We start from the raw sequence: 16,408 nt of genomic DNA on the forward strand, positions 1-16,408 counted from the left end.
GCACGGTGCAGGCAACGTGTTTCAGAGCAGCGGCTGCAACAGCGGCCAGACGTTGGCCAGCACCTTGGGTTGCGCCTGCGCGGTGGGATGCAGGCCGTCAGATTGCATCATTCCGGGCTGCAGGGCCACGCCTTCCAACAGGAACGGGAGCAGCGGCACCTTGTACTGGTCGGCCAGCGCGCGATACACCGCGGCCAAGCGCTGGCGGTAGGCCGGCCCATAGTTGGGCGGCACGTCGATGCCCAGCATCAGCACCTTGGCCCCGCTTTTCTGGCTGGCCTGGATCATCTTCTCCAGGTTGCCGCGGATCTGGGCCGGGGTCAGGCCCCGCAGGGCATCGTTGCCGCCCAGGGCAAGCACCACCACCCCCGGTTTCTCGCGTGCCAGCAATCCCGGCAGCCGGGTTGCCGCGCCGGCGGTGGTTTCACCGCTCATGCTGGCATTGACCACGCGGGCTGTCGGACCCGAACGGGTGCTGAGCCGCTTGCCCAGCAGGTCCACCCAGCCGCTGCCGGCCGGGATATTGTGGGCAGCGCTGAGGCTGTCGCCGAGCACCAGCACCGGCCCGGCTTGACCTTTGGCACACGCCAGCACCGGCAACAGCAGCAACCATGCCAGCAGCATCCCCATCCGGCCCCACGGCCGGTTCTGTCCTGTAATGCGCATTGGAGTCTCCTTATCGACAGCCTGTCCCCCCGCAGCGCGCCCGTCGCCATCGCCGTCGACCAGGTCGGCAAATCCGTGCATGGCCCGGAGGGTGAAGTCCACATACTGGACAACATCAGCATGACCGTACATGAAGGGACCTCGGTCGCCATCGTCGGCGCGTCCGGTTCCGGCAAGACCACCCTGCTCGGGCTGCTGGCCGGGCTGGACCTGCCCAGCCGCGGCCGCATCACGCTGGCCGGCAGCGAGCTCGGCACGCTGGACGAGGAAGCGCGGGCGCAGCTGCGCGCACGTGAAGTCGGCTTCGTGTTCCAGAGCTTCCACCTGCTGCCTGCCCTCACCGCTGCCGAGAACATCGCGCTGCCGCTGGAGCTTGCTGGCCGCGAAGACCGCAAGCGGGTGGACGAGGTGCTGGCGGCAGTGGGCCTTTCGCACCGTGCGCGCCATTACCCGCGCCAGCTGTCCGGCGGGGAACAGCAGCGCGTCGCACTGGCGCGTGCCTTCGTGGCCCGTCCGCGGATCCTGTTCGCCGACGAGCCCACCGGCTCGCTGGACCAGTCCACCGGCCAGCAGATCAGCGATCTGCTGTTCGCCCTGAACGCCGACACGGCCACTACGCTGGTGCTGGTCACCCATGACCTGCGGTTGGCACAACGCTGCCAGTACATCCACCGCATCGACAATGGACGCCTGCAACAGGTGCACCACGAGGCCGTCGCATGAACCTGCTGCGCCACGCCCTGCGTTCGCTGCGACGGGAAGCGCTGGCCGGCGACCTGCTGACGGTGTTTGCCGCGCTGGTGCTCGGCGTGGCGGTGATGACCGCGGTGGGTACGTTGGTGGACCGGGTCAACCTTGCGCTTGCCAACAGCACGGCTGAAATGATCGGTGGCGACCTGGGCGTCAGTGGACGCGCCGAGCCGCCTGCGGAATTCGCCGCCGAGGCCACGCAGCGCGGTCTGCGCAGCACCCGCATCGCCGCGTTCGGCAGCGTGTTGTTCCATGGTGAGGCCAGCCAGATGGCCACCATCAAGGCCGTGGAAGCGGGCTATCCGCTACGCGGGCAGCTTCGCATCCGCACGGGCAGCGATGCGCGGCTGGACGATGCCGCCGCCGCGCCTGCACCGGGCCAGGCCTGGGCCGACCCGCGCCTGCTGCAGGCCCTGGACCTGCGCATCGGCGATGACCTGGAGTTCGGCGCGGGCACCCTGCGCATTGCAGGCAGCATCGAAGCCGAGCCGGACACCTCAAGCGAGCTGCTGACCCTGTCACCGACGTTGCTGGTCAACCGTGCAGACGTGGAAGGCACCGGCCTGCTCGATCCGGGCAGCCGCATCAGTTATCGCACCATGTTCGCCGGCGAACCGGAGGCCATCGCCAGCTTCCGCGCGTGGCTGCAACCGCGCGTGCAAGGGCTGCGGCTGGTCGGGCTCGGCGATACCCAACGCGGCGTGCGCGAGTCGTTCCAACTGGCCGGACGCTTCCTCGGCCTGAGCGCTCTGCTGGCCGTACTGCTGTCCGGCGTGGCCACCGCGCTGGCGGCGAACCGGTTCGCCCTGCAGCGCATCGATCAGGTCGCCGTGCTGCGCTGTCTGGGCGCCCGCCAGCGCGACATCCTGGCCGGCCTGGCCCTGCAGTTGCTGCTGATGGCCATCCCTGCCTGCCTGGTCGGCGTGCTGATCGGCATGGCCGCGCAGGAAGGGCTGGTGCAGATTCTCGGCGGACTGGTCCCGCAGCGTTTGCCGTTGCCGCAGGCGATGCCGGCCCTGACGGGCGCAGGTATCGGCTTGCTGCTGCTGATGGGCTTCGGCCTGCCGCCCCTGCTGCGCCTGCGCAACGTCGCGCCGATGCGCGTGCTCAACCGCAGCTTCGCCACCCTGCCGCCCACCTCGGTCCTGGTGTACGCCGGCGCGTTGCTGGCCAGCCTGGCGCTGACCGTGCAGGTCACCGGCGACCTGAAACTTGCCCTCTGGGTACTGGGCGGGCTGGCCGCGCTGGCACTGCTGGCCGGGATCGGTGGCTTCGCGCTGCTGACGCTGGTGCGCGGGGTGCAGCACCGGCTGCATGGCAACTGGCGGCTGGGCCTGGCCGCGCTGACCCGCCGCCGAGGCCTGGCGGTGATGCAACTGGTGGGTCTATCGCTGTCGCTGTGCTCGCTGCTGATGCTGGCCGTCGTGGGTCCGGGCCTGCTGCAGCAGTGGCGTGACCGCCTGCCGGCCGACACCCCGAACTATTTCCTGATGAACATCCAGCCGGACCAGCGCCAACGTGTGCTGGACGCATTGCAGGCGCAGGGTGCCGTGGATGCGAGTGTGGAACCGTTCGCGACCGGTCGCCTGCTGGCGTTGAATGGTGAAGCCCCGCGCCGACGGGGTGATGATCAGCAAGCCGAGCAGGATAATGGCCCGCAGCAGCCTGCCGGGGCCGACAACGATCGCGACCGGCCACTGAACTTCAGCTGGCGCACGACCTTCCCGCCTGCGAACCAGCTGCTGCAGGGTCGGTTCTGGGCAGCCGACAGCACCGCGGCGGAGGCCTCCGTGGAAGAAGGCTGGGCCACGCGCTACGGCGCCAAGCTGGGGGACCGCATCACCCTTCAAGTGGGCGAGCAGCAGCGCGACTACACCGTCACCAGCATCCGCAAGGCCGAATGGAACAGCTTCCGGGTGAACTTCTTCCTGCTGGTGAATGCCAATGCGGTGGGCGATGCGCCCTACAACCTGATCTCGGCCTTCCACCTGCCGCGCGCGAAGGCCGCGGGCTTGGGCAAGCTGGTGCGCGAGCAGCCCAACCTGTCGCTGCTGGATATCGATGGCCTGATCAGCGAGGTGCGGCAGGTGATGGACCGCGTTGCGCAGGCGATCCAGGTGGTCATGGGGTTCAGCCTGCTGGCCGGCGTGCTGGTGCTGCTGGCTGCATTGCAATCCACCGCCGGTGAGCGTCGCTATGACAGTGCGGTGCTGCGCACGCTGGGTGCCACGCGCCGGCAACTGCGTGGCGCGGTGCTGGTGGAATTCGGTGCGCTGGGCCTGCTTGCGGCGATCCTCGCCGTGGGTGCGGCCGCGATCATCGGCGTGGTGGTGTCGCGGCAGGTGTTCGAACTGGCCTTGTCGCCGCCGTGGACCGGGCTGTTGCTGGGTGGCGCAGGCGGTGTGGCGCTGAGCGTGGTCGCCGGCTGGTGGGGCACGCGGCGCATCCTGCACACCCCGCCGGCCCTGGCGCTGCGCGAGGTATAGGGGAACGGGCGGCCACCCGCCTGACCCTCTGACCGGTTCCGGAAACTGAAAAACGGTAGCGCCGAGCCATGCTCGGCGGAACGTGTCCGAACCCATCGGCAACGCGCCGCCGCGCGTCGCAGTCGTGTACCGACGCGCACGTCAGTGCTTGGCCGATGACCTCTGGATTCCGACGCGATTAGCGTGGAGGCTCCTTCAAGGAGGTCGCTCCGATGCGCACACCTGCGTTGCTGCTCTCGTTCACCCTGCTGTCCCCCGCCATCGCCCAGGCGCAGGCCTTCATCCATCCCGGCATCCTGCTCGATGCGCCGGCGCTGCAGGCAACACGCGAAGCGCTGCGCGCAGGCGATCCGCTCAAGACCGCCGCCATGGCCGCCCTGCGGCAGAGCCCCTTGGCGTCGCTGGATCATGTCGCCACCCCGTTCGCGAAGGTGGAATGCGGGTCGTACGACAAGCCCAGCATCGGCTGCAAACCCGAACGTGATGATGCCAAGGCCGCGTACACCCACGCGTTGCTGTGGGCGTACCTGGGCGATGAGGCGCATGCACGCAAGGCCGCGGAGATCATGGACGCCTGGGCGACCACGCTTTCCGGCGGCCACGAAAACAGCAACGCGCCGCTGCAGGCATCGTGGACGGCGCAGCTGTGGACGCGTTCGGCAGAGATCATCCGCCACACCAGCACGGTGTGGCCGGCAGGGGATGCGCGGCGCTTCGGTGATTGGCTGATCGCGCAGTACCTGCCCGACATCAACCGGATGGGGGCGTGTCCGGGAGGAAACTGGCATGCCAGCGGTATCGAGGCACGCATGAACATGGGCATCTACACCGATCGACGCGATCTCTACGACAGCGCGGTGAATGATTGGAACACCCGCTTGCCTACCTATGTGTACATGCCGGTGGATGGCGCCACCCCGCTACCGCGTCCTGGCTGCGCGACGCCCATCGAAACCTTGTGGTTCGGCCAGACGGTCATGGCGGCCGGACTGGCAGAGGAGACCTGCCGCGACCTGGAGCACACGGCCTACGGCCTGGCCGCCTACCTCAATGCAGCGGAGACCAATCGGCTGCAGGGGGGCAGCCTGTACCAGGCGCAGGGCGAGCGGCTCATGGCAGCGATGGAGTTCCACACCGATATGCTGGGCCGCCCGGACATCCCGACGTGGTTGTGCAAGGGGAAACTGGTATCGGATGTGCGCGGCACGCTGGAGATCGGCTATTCCCATTTCGCCGGCCGCCTGGGGCAGGCACTTCCACACACCGCCGGATGGCTGGCCACGCACCGTCCCAGCCAGGGTGACTTCCATTTCCTGTGGGAAACCCTGACGCACGGCTCCGCACTCAAGGATTGAAGGCCGTTGACCTGTCGCCCACGCCGCAGGCGCATAATCCGCCCACTCCACCGGCGTGATCGACATGGCCCAGTACCTTTATCCCGTGTTGCTGCTCCTGGGCAGCAACATCTTCATGACCTTCGCCTGGTATGGGCACCTGAAGTTCAAGACCGCGCCGCTGATGACGGTGATCCTGATCAGCTGGGGAATCGCGTTCTTCGAGTACTGCCTGCAGGTACCGGGCAACCGACTGGGCAGTGCGGTGTATTCGGCCCCGCAGCTCAAGGGCATGCAGGAAGTCATCACCCTGGTGGTGTTCGCGGTGTTCTCTGCGTTCTACCTCGACCAGCCGCTGAAATGGAACCACTACGCCGCGTTCGCGCTGATCGTGGTCGCCGCGCTGCTCATGTTCAAGGAGTGAGGGAGCGCCCCGGTAGCGACGGCCGCCGGACGCGGTAGTGACGGCCGCTGGCCGTCAGCTGTTCTGACTGGCACCGGGCAGGCCGTGCGCCTGTCACCGGGCAACGCGTCGCTGTGCGTGCTACAGCAGATGCAGCGCCGCCCGGGGCGACGTGTCAACGGCGCCGTCGGCACTTTCCAGCCGCGCGATGCGTCGAGCTGCCGCGCTTCCCAGCGACGACAACGGCGCCAGGCTTGCCGCGAGGCCACTGCCCTGCTCCACCGCGTGCAACTGCACAACACACATGCGCCACCGCTGACCACCGAGGCTGCCGGCGAGACGGCGCCATAGTCGCTCGCCCACGCTGGCATCCTCGCTGCCTACCGGGCGTACGGCGAGACCGCTGACAAGCCGGTCCCATGCCAGGAAGTCACTATCAGGCAGCAGGTACAGGCGCCAGCAACAGCGGCCTCGCGCATCGGTGAAGCACAGACTTTCGCGCACGCCTTCGCTGTCCAGGCCTTGGCAGGCGTGGGCGGCCACTGCCTGTTGCCAGCCGGCCAGTTCATTGCTGTCGGCGCGATAAAGGCACAGCACGGTTCCGAGCGCCGCGAGCTCGGAGGCGCTCGGGCGGTGGATGGGCTGCAGCGGCAGGCTGCGCGGCAAGGACGCGCGCACTGCAGGCAAGGCTCTGCTCATGGAATCACCTCGTGGAGATCGCAAGGAGCGGAAGAGGAGCCCCCGGCCGCCGCCATCGCCACGAGGGCAATGGGCGGAAGACGAGGGGGAGAGAGACAGGTGGGGCGACCGCCTGTGACAGTGGCAGCGCACCGGGTGCGCTGACACCGGGAGGGAGGGAGGCGGCCGACCCGGTTACTTGGTCAGGATCAGCTTGTCGTTGCTGGTATGGCGCAACCGGTAGAACCGGTCACCGTGCTGGATGAGGATCTCGCGGCGCCCTTTCAGCAGGGCTTCGCTGTCGATCACTTCCTCGGCAGGCACGGCGCGGACCGGGCGATCGCGGAGGGTCAGGACTTCGGGGCGCAGCAGCACAGCTTGAGCATTCATCGTCTGGACTCGTTGCGAGGGGCGATTCAAATGATAACGATTCTCAGTTCGCAATCAACACCCATTCTCAATTTGATTGATGGGATTGATGATCGCTTAATCAATATCGATAGCCCCTATCTATCAAATTAACGTGTTTCGGGAGATTGGTAGCGCCGAAGGAGGCGGCAGGAGCCGCCGCCAACGTCGCTTGCGACGGCCCGCAGGGTGCCGGTCAGGACGACCCGCATAGCCACGCTCGGCGAGCGCGCAGCGCAGCGCGGTGCTTCAGCTGCCCGCCGAGCACGGCTCGGCGCTACAGGGAGGATGCGACACGTCCGCCCCGGGCCTCAGCCGGCGAACACGGCCTCGACCTGGGCCCATACCTCGTCATCCACTGCGGTCAGCAGCTCCAGCGCCTGCAGGTTCTGCAGCAACTGCTCCACCCGGCTGGCACCGAGGATCACGCTGGACACGTTCGGATTGCGCAGGCACCAGGCAATGGCCAGCGTGGCCGGCGACTGTCCCAGATCGGCTGCCAGTCGTGCGTAGCGACGCAACTGTGTCATCCGCGCCGGACCGTCCGCCCCCAACACCAGGTCCTGCAGCCATTCCATCCCGTCCCGCCCCAGTCGGGAGCCGGCGGGGAATCCATCGTTGTATTTGCCGGTCAGCAGCCCGGACGCCAGCGGCGAGAAGGTGGTGATGCCCAGGCCCGGATGCGCATACAGCGCGGCGTACTCGCGTTCCACCCGGTCGCGATGCAGCAGGTTGTACTGTGGCTGCTCCATGGTCGGACCGTGCAGGTTGTGGTGCTGCGCAAAATCCACCGCCTCCTGGACCTGCAGCGCCGACCATTCAGAGGTGCCCCAGTACAGCACTTTGCCCTGCCGCACCAACGTATCCATCGCGCGCACGGTCTCCCCGATGGGCGTATCCGGGTCAGGCCGGTGGCAGTAATAAAGATCCAGATAGTCCACCCGCAGCCGCTTCAACGCCGCATGGCAGGCATCGGTGACGTGCTTGCGCGACAGCCCGCGCTGGGTCGGCCCCGGGTCGGCCGCACTGCCGAAGAAGACTTTGCTGGACACGCAGAAACCATCGCGCGGCAGGCGCAGGTCGGCGATCACATCCCCCATCACCTGTTCGGCGCGACCGTTGGCATAGGCCTCGGCATTGTCGAAGAAGTTGATGCCGTTGTCCCACGCCGCAGCTACAAGATTGCGCGCCTGGTCCCGGGCGATCTGCTCGCCAAAGGTGACCCAGGCGCCGAAGGACAGCGCGGAAAGCTTCAGCCCGGAAGACCCGAGACGGCGGTAGAGCATGCAAATCTCCTGCTGCAGGCCCGCAGACCGGGCTTCAAGGTCCATATTCTACCTGCAGGGATGCCTTGCCCTGCCTGCCACCCGCGGGCCGTTTCGCCGCTGATCGCATCTTGCTCGCCGCTTTTCCTTGCCCCCGCCCCTGCCCTGCACTAGGCTTCCCGTTTTTCGCGGTGCCCTCAGGGGATTCATCATGGTCGAAGGTTTGGGCAGGATCGGCTTCGGCCTGTTTGGTCTGGCGGTGCTCATCGGCATCACTTGGCTGTTCTCCAACAACAAGCGTGCGGTGGACTGGAAACTGGTCATCACCGGCCTCGTCCTGCAGATCGCCTTCGCCGCGGTGGTGCTGCTGGTGCCGGGTGGTCGCGATGTGTTCGATGCACTCGGCCACGGTTTCGTGCGCGTGCTGAGCTTCGTCAACGAGGGCTCCGGCTTCATCTTCGGCTCGCTGATGAACGTGGACAGCTACGGCTTCATCTTCGCCTTCCAGGTGTTGCCGACCATCATCTTCTTCTCTGCGCTGATGGGCGTGCTGTATCACCTGAACGTGATGCAGGCGATCGTGCGCGTGATGGCGCTGGCGATCACCAAGGTCATGCGGGTATCCGGCGCGGAAACCACCAGCGTCTGCGCCAGCGTGTTCATTGGTCAGACCGAAGCTCCGCTGACGGTGCGTCCGTACATCTCCAGGATGACCGAGTCCGAGCTGCTGACGATGATGATCGGCGGCATGGCGCACATTGCCGGCGGTGTCCTGGCGGCGTATGTGGGCATGCTGGGCGGTGGCGATCCGGAGGCGCAGGCGTTCTACGCCAAGCACCTGCTGGCCGCCAGCATCATGGCCGCGCCGGCCACGCTGGTCGTCGCCAAGCTGCTGATTCCGGAAACCGGCACGCCGCTGACACGCGGCACCGTGAAGATGGAAGTGGAGAAGACGTCCAGCAACATCATCGATGCGGCCGCCGGTGGCGCCGCCGATGGCCTCAAGCTGGCCCTGAACATCGGCGCCATGCTGCTGGCCTTCATCGCCCTCATCGCGCTGATCAACGCACCGCTGACCTGGATCGGTGATGTGACCGGCCTGGCGGCAGCCATTGGCCGCCCGACCAACCTGTCGACCATCTTCGGCTATCTGCTCGCGCCGATCGCCTGGGTCATCGGCACCCCGTGGGCCGATGCCAGCACGGTCGGTTCGCTGATCGGCCAGAAGGTGGTGATCAACGAATTCGTCGCGTATTCCGAGCTGTCGCGCATCATCAACGGCCAGGTCGCAGGGGTTACCTTGTCCGACGAAGGCCGCCTGATCGCCACCTACGCACTGTGCGGCTTCGCCAACTTCAGCTCCATCGCGATCCAGATCGGCGGCATCGGCGGGCTTGCGCCGGAACGCCGCCACGATCTGGCCCGTTTCGGCCTTCGCGCGGTGTTGGGCGGTACCATTGCCACCTTCATGACCGCCACGATCGCCGGCGTCCTGACCCACTTTGGTTGATACGCTTCGGATCAACCGCGCTTCACTGAGAACAGTTTTCCTATGAGCAGCAACGTCGTTGTCGTCGGTTCCTTCAATGTCGATCATGTGTGGCGCTGCGAAGCGCTGCCGGCACCCGGGGCGACCATCGCCGGGCGCTACAGCACCGGCCCGGGCGGAAAGGGCTTCAACCAGGCCGTCGCGGCACGCCGCGCCGGTGCAGACACCACCTTTGTCTGCGCCTTGGGCGACGACGCGGGTGGCGCCATGGCCCGTGGCCTGGCGGCACAGGACGGCTTCACCCTGACCGCCGAGGCGAGCAGCGAGCCGACCGGCACGGGCGGCATCTACGTCGATGCCCGTGGCCGCAACACGATCGTCATCGGCCCCGGTGCCAACGCCGCCCTGAGCATCGGCTTCGTCCAGCAGCAGCAAGCGCTGCTGGCGGCTGCCAAGGTCGTGCTGGTGCAGCTGGAATCGCCCGTGGAGACCATCGAAGCGGCGCTGGCGCTGGCCCGCGAGGCCGGTGTCACCACCGTGCTCAATGCGGCACCGGCCGACGCGCCGTCCAGCATCGGCCTGCTCAAGCTGGCCGATGTGATCACCCCGAACGAAACCGAGTTCGCCGCCCTGCTCAGCCGCCACGTAGGCGAGCGGATCGACCCGAACGATGTCGCCGCCTTGGACGGCGCCAGCCTGCATGCGCTGTGCCGCAAGCTGGTGGGCAGTGGTACGGTCGTGGTGACGCTGGGCGCCGTGGGCGTGTTCGTGTCGCACGACGAAGATACCCTGCGCGGTGACAACCAGCCTTACTACCGCGTGGGGGCCGAGCAGGTCCACGCGATCGACACCACCGGGGCCGGCGATGCCTTCAACGGTGCGTTGGTGGCGTCCATCGCACACGCGCCGGATGCTCCGTTCGCGCGCCACGTGCGTTTCGCCAACCAGTTCGCCGGGCGTTCCACGGAAAAGGAAGGCGCGGCCGCCGCCATGCCGCACTTCACCCCGGACGACCAGCACGCCTGATCAGCGAATGGTGACGGCCGCTGGCCGTCACGGTGTCGCCGCTACGCTCGCCGAGCGTGGCTCGGCGCTACCCTTGTTTGCCTGGCAGCGCCGAGCCATGCTCGGCGGGGTTCGTTCGACAGACCCAGCCGCCCACCATGGCCCCGCGCTGCGACCGGCGGAAGCAACCGTCAAGCATCTGCTGATGCCGGTGCGGCATGAGCCCCTTCCAGATCGGCCTGAACCGGGCCGCAGCCGGGCGTCTTCGGCCCGCACACCGGCACTACAATGGCCGCCATGCAGATCGGCCCTTATTCCATTGCCCCCAACGTCGTGCTCGCGCCCATGGCCGGGGTCACCGACAAACCGTTCCGCCTGCTGTGCAAGCGGCTGGGCGCAGGGCTGGCTGCCTCGGAAATGACCATCAGCGACCCGCGCTTCTGGACCACGCGCAAGTCGCTGCATCGCATGGACCACGCGGGCGAGCCGGATCCGATCAGCGTACAGATCGCCGGCACCGAGCCGCAGCAGCTGGCCGAGGCCGCGCGCTACAACGTCGACCATGGCGCGCAGATCATCGACATCAACATGGGCTGTCCGGCCAAGAAGGTGTGCAACGCCTGGGCCGGATCGGCCCTGATGCGGGATGAAGACCTGGTCGCGCGCATCCTCAGCGCGGTGGTCGGTGCGGTCGACGTGCCGGTCACCCTGAAGATCCGCACCGGTTGGGACTGCGACCACCGCAATGGGCCGCGCATCGCCCACATCGCCGAAGACAGCGGCATCGCCGCACTGGCGGTGCACGGCCGCACCCGCGACCAGCACTACACCGGCCAAGCCGAGTACGAGACGATCGGCGCGATCAAGGCCGCACTGCGCATCCCGGTGATCGCCAACGGCGATATCGACTCGCCGCACAAGGCAGCGCAGGTGCTGGCGAAGACCGGCGTGGATGCGGTGATGATCGGCCGCGCCGCGCAGGGCCGACCCTGGATCTTCCGCGAAGTCGCCCACTATCTGGCGACCGGTCAGACCCTGCCGCCGCCCTCGCTGGCAGAGGTCCGCGACATCCTGCTCGGTCACCTGTCCGCACTGCACGCGTTTTACGGCGAGCCTCAGGGCGTGCGCATCGCGCGCAAGCACCTGGGCTGGTACGCCAAGGATCGGCCTGAGAATGCCGCGTTCCGCGCAGTGGTCAACCGCGCTGAAGACCCGAACAGCCAGATCGCCTTGACCACTGAGTACTTTGATCGGTTGATCGCCGATGCGCGCGAGACAGCGCTCGTCGACTGACCCTTTCGCCGAGCACCACTCGGCGCTACCCGGATACCCCCCATGACGCCGCCGATTTCTTCGCCCACCTACCTGCATGGCTTTTCCAGCACGGAACAGGAGCGCCTGATGACCCAGGCGCGCCTGCTCGAACCCACCATCTTCGGGCAGATCGACTACACCGGCGTCAGCCGGCTGCTTGAAGTCGGCAGCGGCGTGGGCGCACAGACCGAGATCCTGCTGCGCCGTTTCCCGGAACTGCATGTCACCGGCGTGGACCTGAGCGAAGCCCAGCTGGCGACCGCGCGGGCCAACCTTGAGAAGACGCCGTGGTGCAGCGACCGCTACGTGTTGCATCACGCCGATGCCGGCGAACTGCCGTTCGGTGCGCGCTCGTTCGACGGCGCGTTCCTGTGCTGGGTGCTGGAACATGTGCCGTCGCCGGCGCGGGTGCTCAGCGAAGTGCGCAGGGTGCTGTCTCCGGGCTCGCCGGTGTACATCACCGAAGTGATGAATGCCTCTTTCCTGCTCGATCCGTACTCGCCGCACATCTGGCGTTACTGGATGGCGTTCAACGATTTCCAGCATGATAACGGCGGTGACCCGTTCGTCGGGGCGAAACTGGGCAACCTGCTGCTGGCCGGGGGCTATCGCGATGTACACACCGAGATCAAGACGATCCATCTGGACAACCGCGAACCCGCCCGCCGCAAGACGATGATCGCGTTCTGGGAACAGGTGCTGCTGTCGGCGGCCGAGCAGCTGCTGCAGGCCGGCACCGTGGACGAAGAGACCGTGGACGGCATGCGCCGCGAGTTCCGCCAGGTGCAGAACGATCCGAATGCCGTGTTCTTCTTCTCGTTCGTACAGGCCCGCGCCACGGTCTATTGACCGTCGCCCCGATACGCACGCGATCTGCCCTGGTAGCGCCGAGCCGTGCTCGGCGAGCGCGCAGCGCGGCCTGCGTCAGACACCATCACGCCGGACAGATTCCGCCGAGCATGGCTCGGCGCTACCCCTTACGCACGCGATCTGCCCTGGTAGCGCCGAGCCATGCTCGGCGAGCGCGCAGCGCGGCCTGCGTCAGGCACCATCACGCCGAACAGATTCCGCCGAGCATGGCTCGGCACTACCCCTTACGCACGCGATCTGCCGTGGTAGCGCCGAGCCGTGCTCGGCGAGCGCACAGCGCGGCCTGCGTCAGACACCATCACGCCGGACAGATCCCGCCGAGCATGGCTCGGCGCTACCGTACGGGTTCGTGCCAGATGCGGTCCCACATCTCGCCCAACCGGCGACTGACGTCGGCGCGCGCTTCGGGACTGCTGTAATCACTGCGCAGCTGCTCCGGCACGATGCCGCGCCATTGCCCGTCGCGCTGTTCGGCCACTGCGAAGTTGAACGTGTAATCCGGTTCCAGGCCCATCCGCAGGTCACTCAACACCAGACGCCCATCGACCACCTGCGCACGCATGAAGCCACGATTGAACCAGGTCAGGCGCTTCACCGACGGGATATCACCGGCTTGCCGCAGCGCCTGTACGTTGGAGGCGAAACCTTCAAAGTGCATCGGCCCCTCATCGGCCACCAGCGAACGGTCCGCCACCACATACCCGCTCGGCGTCATCGCCACCACCCGCCACAGCAGCGTGTTGAACGGCATCGGCACGGAGAACCGCGGGGCGTCCCCCAGCCCCATCGACGCCAAGCTCTGCTGCGCGGCGCGGTCGACCTGTGCCTTGGCCAACAGGCTCCAGCCCAGATAGCCGCTGCTGACCACCAGCGCGACCGCCAGTGCCCTGCCCGCCCACGGCCGGCTTCGGCCGAACCACGCCAACACACAGCCCAGCAGCAACCACACCGTGTACAGCGGATCGATGATGAAGATGTTCGAGCCCATGGCCGGCGAGGGCTGCAGCGGCCACCACAGCTGCGTGCCATAGACCGTCATCGCGTCCAGCAGCGGATGGGTGACCAGCGCCAGCTGCATCGCCCAGAACCAGCGCACCGGCGCCTGCGCCACGCGTCCGTTGCCGAACCGTTTGAACAACCACCACAGCACGGCGGCGACCCACGGCAGCACCAGCAGCGAGTGGCTGAAGCTGCGGTGCTCGGTCATCACCGCGACCGGGTCGGCCGCCATGAAGCCCAGCCACAAGGCGTCGAGATCCGGCAGCGTGCCCAGCGCGGCGCCGGCCAGCAACGCAGCGCGACGGTGGCCGGCCGGGGCGATGACAGCGGCTACGGCGCCGCCAAGTACGATCTGGGTAAGGGAGTCCATCGGCCGATGCTAGCAGCCGCGCGCTGCGTGTGGACTGTTGCCGCTGCGCTCGCCGAGCGTGGCTCGGCGCTACCCAAGCCGCCGAGCATGCCGCCGCGCTACCACGCGCCGGTCATCGTTCCCCGCTACCCTCACATCCGGGCACAACACCTTAACCACGGGCAACCCGTTGCAGTCCACAATGCACGTGCGACGCGCGCCGTGTATCATTCGCGCCCATCTTTCCATCCGAATCAAGGGATATAACGCCTGATGTCCAGCTACCTGTTCACATCCGAATCGGTCTCCGAAGGCCATCCGGACAAGATCGCCGACCAGATCTCCGATGCGGTTCTGGATGCGATCCTGGCCAAAGACCAGCGCGCCCGCGTGGCCTGCGAAACCATGGTCAAGACCGGCGTGGCCATCGTGGCCGGCGAGATCACCACCAGCGCGTGGATCGACCTCGAAGCCCTGACCCGCCAGGTCATCCTGGATATCGGCTACAACAGCTCCGACGTCGGCTTCGACGGCGCCACCTGTGGCGTGCTGAACCTGATCGGCAAGCAGTCCCCGCACATCGCGCAGGGCGTTGACCGCAAGAAGCCCGAAGAGATGGGTGCGGGCGATCAGGGCCTGATGTTCGGCTACGCTACCAACGAAACCGACAGCTACATGCCGGCGGCGATCCACCTGTCGCACCGTCTGGTCGAGCAGCAGGCGAAGATCCGCAAGAAGAAGAATTCGCCGCTGTCGTGGCTGCGTCCGGACGCCAAGAGCCAGGTCACCCTGCGCTACGAAGACGGCCAGGTTTCGGCCATCGATGCCATCGTGCTGTCCACCCAGCACGCCCCGGGCATCAAGCAGAAGGACCTGATCGAGGCCGTCCGCGAAGAGATCATCAAGCCAGTGCTGCCGGCCAAGTGGCTGCACAAGGGCACCAAGTTCCACATCAACCCGACCGGCAAGTTCGAGATCGGCGGCCCGGTGGGCGACTGCGGCCTGACCGGCCGCAAGATCATCGTCGACACCTACGGCGGCTGGGCCCGTCACGGCGGCGGCGCGTTCTCGGGCAAGGATCCGTCCAAGGTCGACCGTTCGGCGGCTTATGCGGCCCGCTACGTCGCCAAGAACGTCGTGGCGGCCGGCCTGGCTGATCGTTGCGAAGTGCAGGTCTCCTACGCCATCGGCGTGGCCGAGCCGACCTCGATCTCGGTCACCACCTTCGGCACCGGCAAGATTCCGGACGAGCAGATCGAAAAGCTGATCCGCAAGCATTTCGACCTGCGCCCGTACGGCATCATCAAGATGCTCGACCTGATCCACCCGATGTACCAGCAGACCGCGGCCTACGGCCACTTCGGCCGCAAGCCGAAGGAGTTCAGCTACATCAATGGCACCGGCGACACCGTCAATGCCACGGCCTTCTCCTGGGAGAAGACCGACCGCGCCGCCGCCCTGCGCGCGGATGCGAAGCTGAAGTAAGCGGAACACAACACGTACTACCCGAAGGGCCGCGCAAGCGGCCCTTTTTTTTTCGCCAATCGAACGCCCGCGTAGGTTGCGGGTAGAGCCGACTTCAGTCGGCTGGCGTTTTCCATCAAGGCCCCGCAGCCGACTGAAGTCGGCTCTACCAGGGCACTGGCTTGCCGCCCCATGCGAAGATGGCCACATGTCGACCGAACTCAAATCCCACCAGCTCACCATGACGGTGTTGATGACACCGGACATGGCCAATTTCTCCGGCAAGGTCCATGGCGGTGCCGTGCTGCGCCTGCTCGACCAGGTGGCCTATGCCTGCGCGAGCCGCTTCGCCGGTCATTACGTGGTCACTCTGTCGGTGGATCAGGTGATGTTCCGCCAGCCTATCGCCGTGGGCGAGCTGGTCACGTTCCTGGCGTCGGTGAACTACACCGGCACCTCGTCGATGGAGATCGGCGTCAAGGTCGTGGCCGAGGACATCCTCAAGCGGAGCGTGCGCCACGCGAACAGCTGCTTCTTCACCATGGTGGCAGTGGATGAGGAAGGCCGCCCCACGGCCGTGCCTGCGTTGCAGCCGACCTCCTCCGACGAGAAGCGCCGCCACGCCGCCGCACTGCTGCGTCGCCAGTTGCGGCAAGAGATGGAACAGCGGCATCTGGAACTGCTTGCATCGAACCCGCCTGCGCCGGAAGGATGAGGTAACGCTGACCCGTGCGCGGCGTGTGCCACACACCACCGTGCCGGACAGATTCCGCCGAGCGTGGCTAGGCGCTACGGACGCACGGAAGCGGCCCACCTGGTAGCGCCGAGCCATGCTCGGCGAGCGCGCAGCGCGGCCTGTGCCACACACCACCGTGCCGGACAGATTCCGCCGAGCGTGGCTCGGCGCTACAGACGCACGGACGCGGCC

General features: G+C 67.0%; 15 protein-coding genes. 10 read left to right on the forward strand and 5 right to left on the reverse strand.

The genetic code is table 11. From position 1 onward, the window contains the following. Positions 1 to 21: 21 nt before the first annotated feature. Positions 22 to 666, reverse strand: coding sequence for an arylesterase (locus IFT58_RS05525; protein ID WP_192081211.1), 645 nt, complete (start codon positions 664 to 666; stop codon positions 22 to 24). 75 nt (positions 667 to 741) lie between these two features. On the opposite strand from IFT58_RS05525, the gene IFT58_RS05530 reads away from it, so the two are divergent. The 4 genes from IFT58_RS05530 (at position 742) to IFT58_RS05545 (ending at position 5,660) form a co-directional block, all read left to right on the forward strand. Continuing rightward, on the forward strand, positions 742 to 1,389 hold the full coding sequence (locus IFT58_RS05530; RefSeq protein WP_188326105.1) for an ATP-binding cassette domain-containing protein: 648 nt from the start codon (positions 742 to 744) through the stop codon (positions 1,387 to 1,389). Then, positions 1,386 to 3,902 (forward strand): FtsX-like permease family protein, encoded by a 2,517-nt coding sequence (locus IFT58_RS05535; protein ID WP_192094118.1) that lies wholly within the window; start codon positions 1,386 to 1,388, stop codon positions 3,900 to 3,902. The genes IFT58_RS05530 and IFT58_RS05535 overlap by 4 nt, the downstream gene beginning before the upstream one ends. A 212-nt stretch (positions 3,903 to 4,114) precedes the next feature. Next, the gene (locus IFT58_RS05540; protein WP_192094119.1) at positions 4,115 to 5,257 is read left to right on the forward strand and encodes an alginate lyase family protein; all 1,143 of its coding nucleotides are present in this window, start codon (positions 4,115 to 4,117) and stop codon (positions 5,255 to 5,257) included. A gap of 64 nt (positions 5,258 to 5,321) precedes the next feature. Further along, positions 5,322 to 5,660 carry a DMT family protein gene (locus IFT58_RS05545; protein ID WP_188326102.1) on the forward strand — a complete coding sequence of 113 codons (339 nt, stop codon included), beginning with the start codon at positions 5,322 to 5,324 and terminating at the stop codon, positions 5,658 to 5,660. A gap of 120 nt (positions 5,661 to 5,780) precedes the next feature. On the opposite strand, the gene IFT58_RS05550 is transcribed toward IFT58_RS05545, so the two are convergent. From IFT58_RS05550 to IFT58_RS05560, 3 genes are all read right to left on the reverse strand, one after another. Continuing rightward, on the reverse strand, positions 5,781 to 6,338 hold the full coding sequence (locus IFT58_RS05550) for a Hemin transport protein (protein WP_249405108.1): 558 nt from the start codon (positions 6,336 to 6,338) through the stop codon (positions 5,781 to 5,783). A gap of 174 nt (positions 6,339 to 6,512) precedes the next feature. Beyond that, entirely contained in the window at positions 6,513 to 6,707 is a 195-nt protein-coding gene (locus IFT58_RS05555) for a hemin uptake protein HemP (RefSeq protein ID WP_188326101.1), read from the reverse strand. A 329-nt stretch (positions 6,708 to 7,036) separates the two neighbouring features. Continuing rightward, complete coding sequence (locus IFT58_RS05560; protein ID WP_192094120.1) at positions 7,037 to 8,011, reverse strand: aldo/keto reductase; 975 nt, start codon at positions 8,009 to 8,011, stop codon at positions 7,037 to 7,039. 190 nt (positions 8,012 to 8,201) lie between these two features. Between IFT58_RS05560 and IFT58_RS05565 the strand changes: the two genes are divergently transcribed. From IFT58_RS05565 to IFT58_RS05580, 4 genes are all read left to right on the forward strand, one after another. Then, positions 8,202 to 9,500 carry a nucleoside transporter C-terminal domain-containing protein gene (locus IFT58_RS05565; protein WP_192094121.1) on the forward strand — a complete coding sequence of 433 codons (1,299 nt, stop codon included), beginning with the start codon at positions 8,202 to 8,204 and terminating at the stop codon, positions 9,498 to 9,500. Positions 9,501 to 9,542: 42 nt separating this feature from the next. Then, a complete protein-coding gene (locus IFT58_RS05570; protein WP_192094122.1) occupies positions 9,543 to 10,505 on the forward strand; it encodes a ribokinase in 963 nt (320 codons plus the stop codon). Positions 10,506 to 10,781: 276 nt separating this feature from the next. Further along, positions 10,782 to 11,777: a tRNA dihydrouridine synthase DusB gene (dusB, locus tag IFT58_RS05575; RefSeq protein ID WP_192081207.1), complete on the forward strand. Its 996-nt coding sequence runs from the start codon at positions 10,782 to 10,784 to the stop codon at positions 11,775 to 11,777. Between the two features lie 42 nt (positions 11,778 to 11,819). After that, on the forward strand, positions 11,820 to 12,647 hold the full coding sequence (locus IFT58_RS05580; protein ID WP_192081206.1) for a methyltransferase domain-containing protein: 828 nt from the start codon (positions 11,820 to 11,822) through the stop codon (positions 12,645 to 12,647). Between the two features lie 355 nt (positions 12,648 to 13,002). On the opposite strand, the gene IFT58_RS05585 is transcribed toward IFT58_RS05580, so the two are convergent. Next, the gene (locus tag IFT58_RS05585; protein ID WP_192094123.1) at positions 13,003 to 14,037 is read right to left on the reverse strand and encodes a metal-dependent hydrolase; all 1,035 of its coding nucleotides are present in this window, start codon (positions 14,035 to 14,037) and stop codon (positions 13,003 to 13,005) included. A 252-nt stretch (positions 14,038 to 14,289) separates the two neighbouring features. Between IFT58_RS05585 and metK the strand changes: the two genes are divergently transcribed. Next, on the forward strand, positions 14,290 to 15,501 hold the full coding sequence (gene metK, locus IFT58_RS05590) for a methionine adenosyltransferase (RefSeq protein ID WP_188326095.1): 1,212 nt from the start codon (positions 14,290 to 14,292) through the stop codon (positions 15,499 to 15,501). A gap of 187 nt (positions 15,502 to 15,688) precedes the next feature. Beyond that, positions 15,689 to 16,195 (forward strand): acyl-CoA thioesterase, encoded by a 507-nt coding sequence (locus IFT58_RS05595; RefSeq protein WP_188326094.1) that lies wholly within the window; start codon positions 15,689 to 15,691, stop codon positions 16,193 to 16,195. Positions 16,196 to 16,408: the final 213 nt, after the last annotated feature.

The sequence above is a fragment of the Stenotrophomonas sp. CFBP 13718 genome (assembly GCF_014842145.1).
GTDB lineage: Bacteria > Pseudomonadota > Gammaproteobacteria > Xanthomonadales > Xanthomonadaceae > Stenotrophomonas.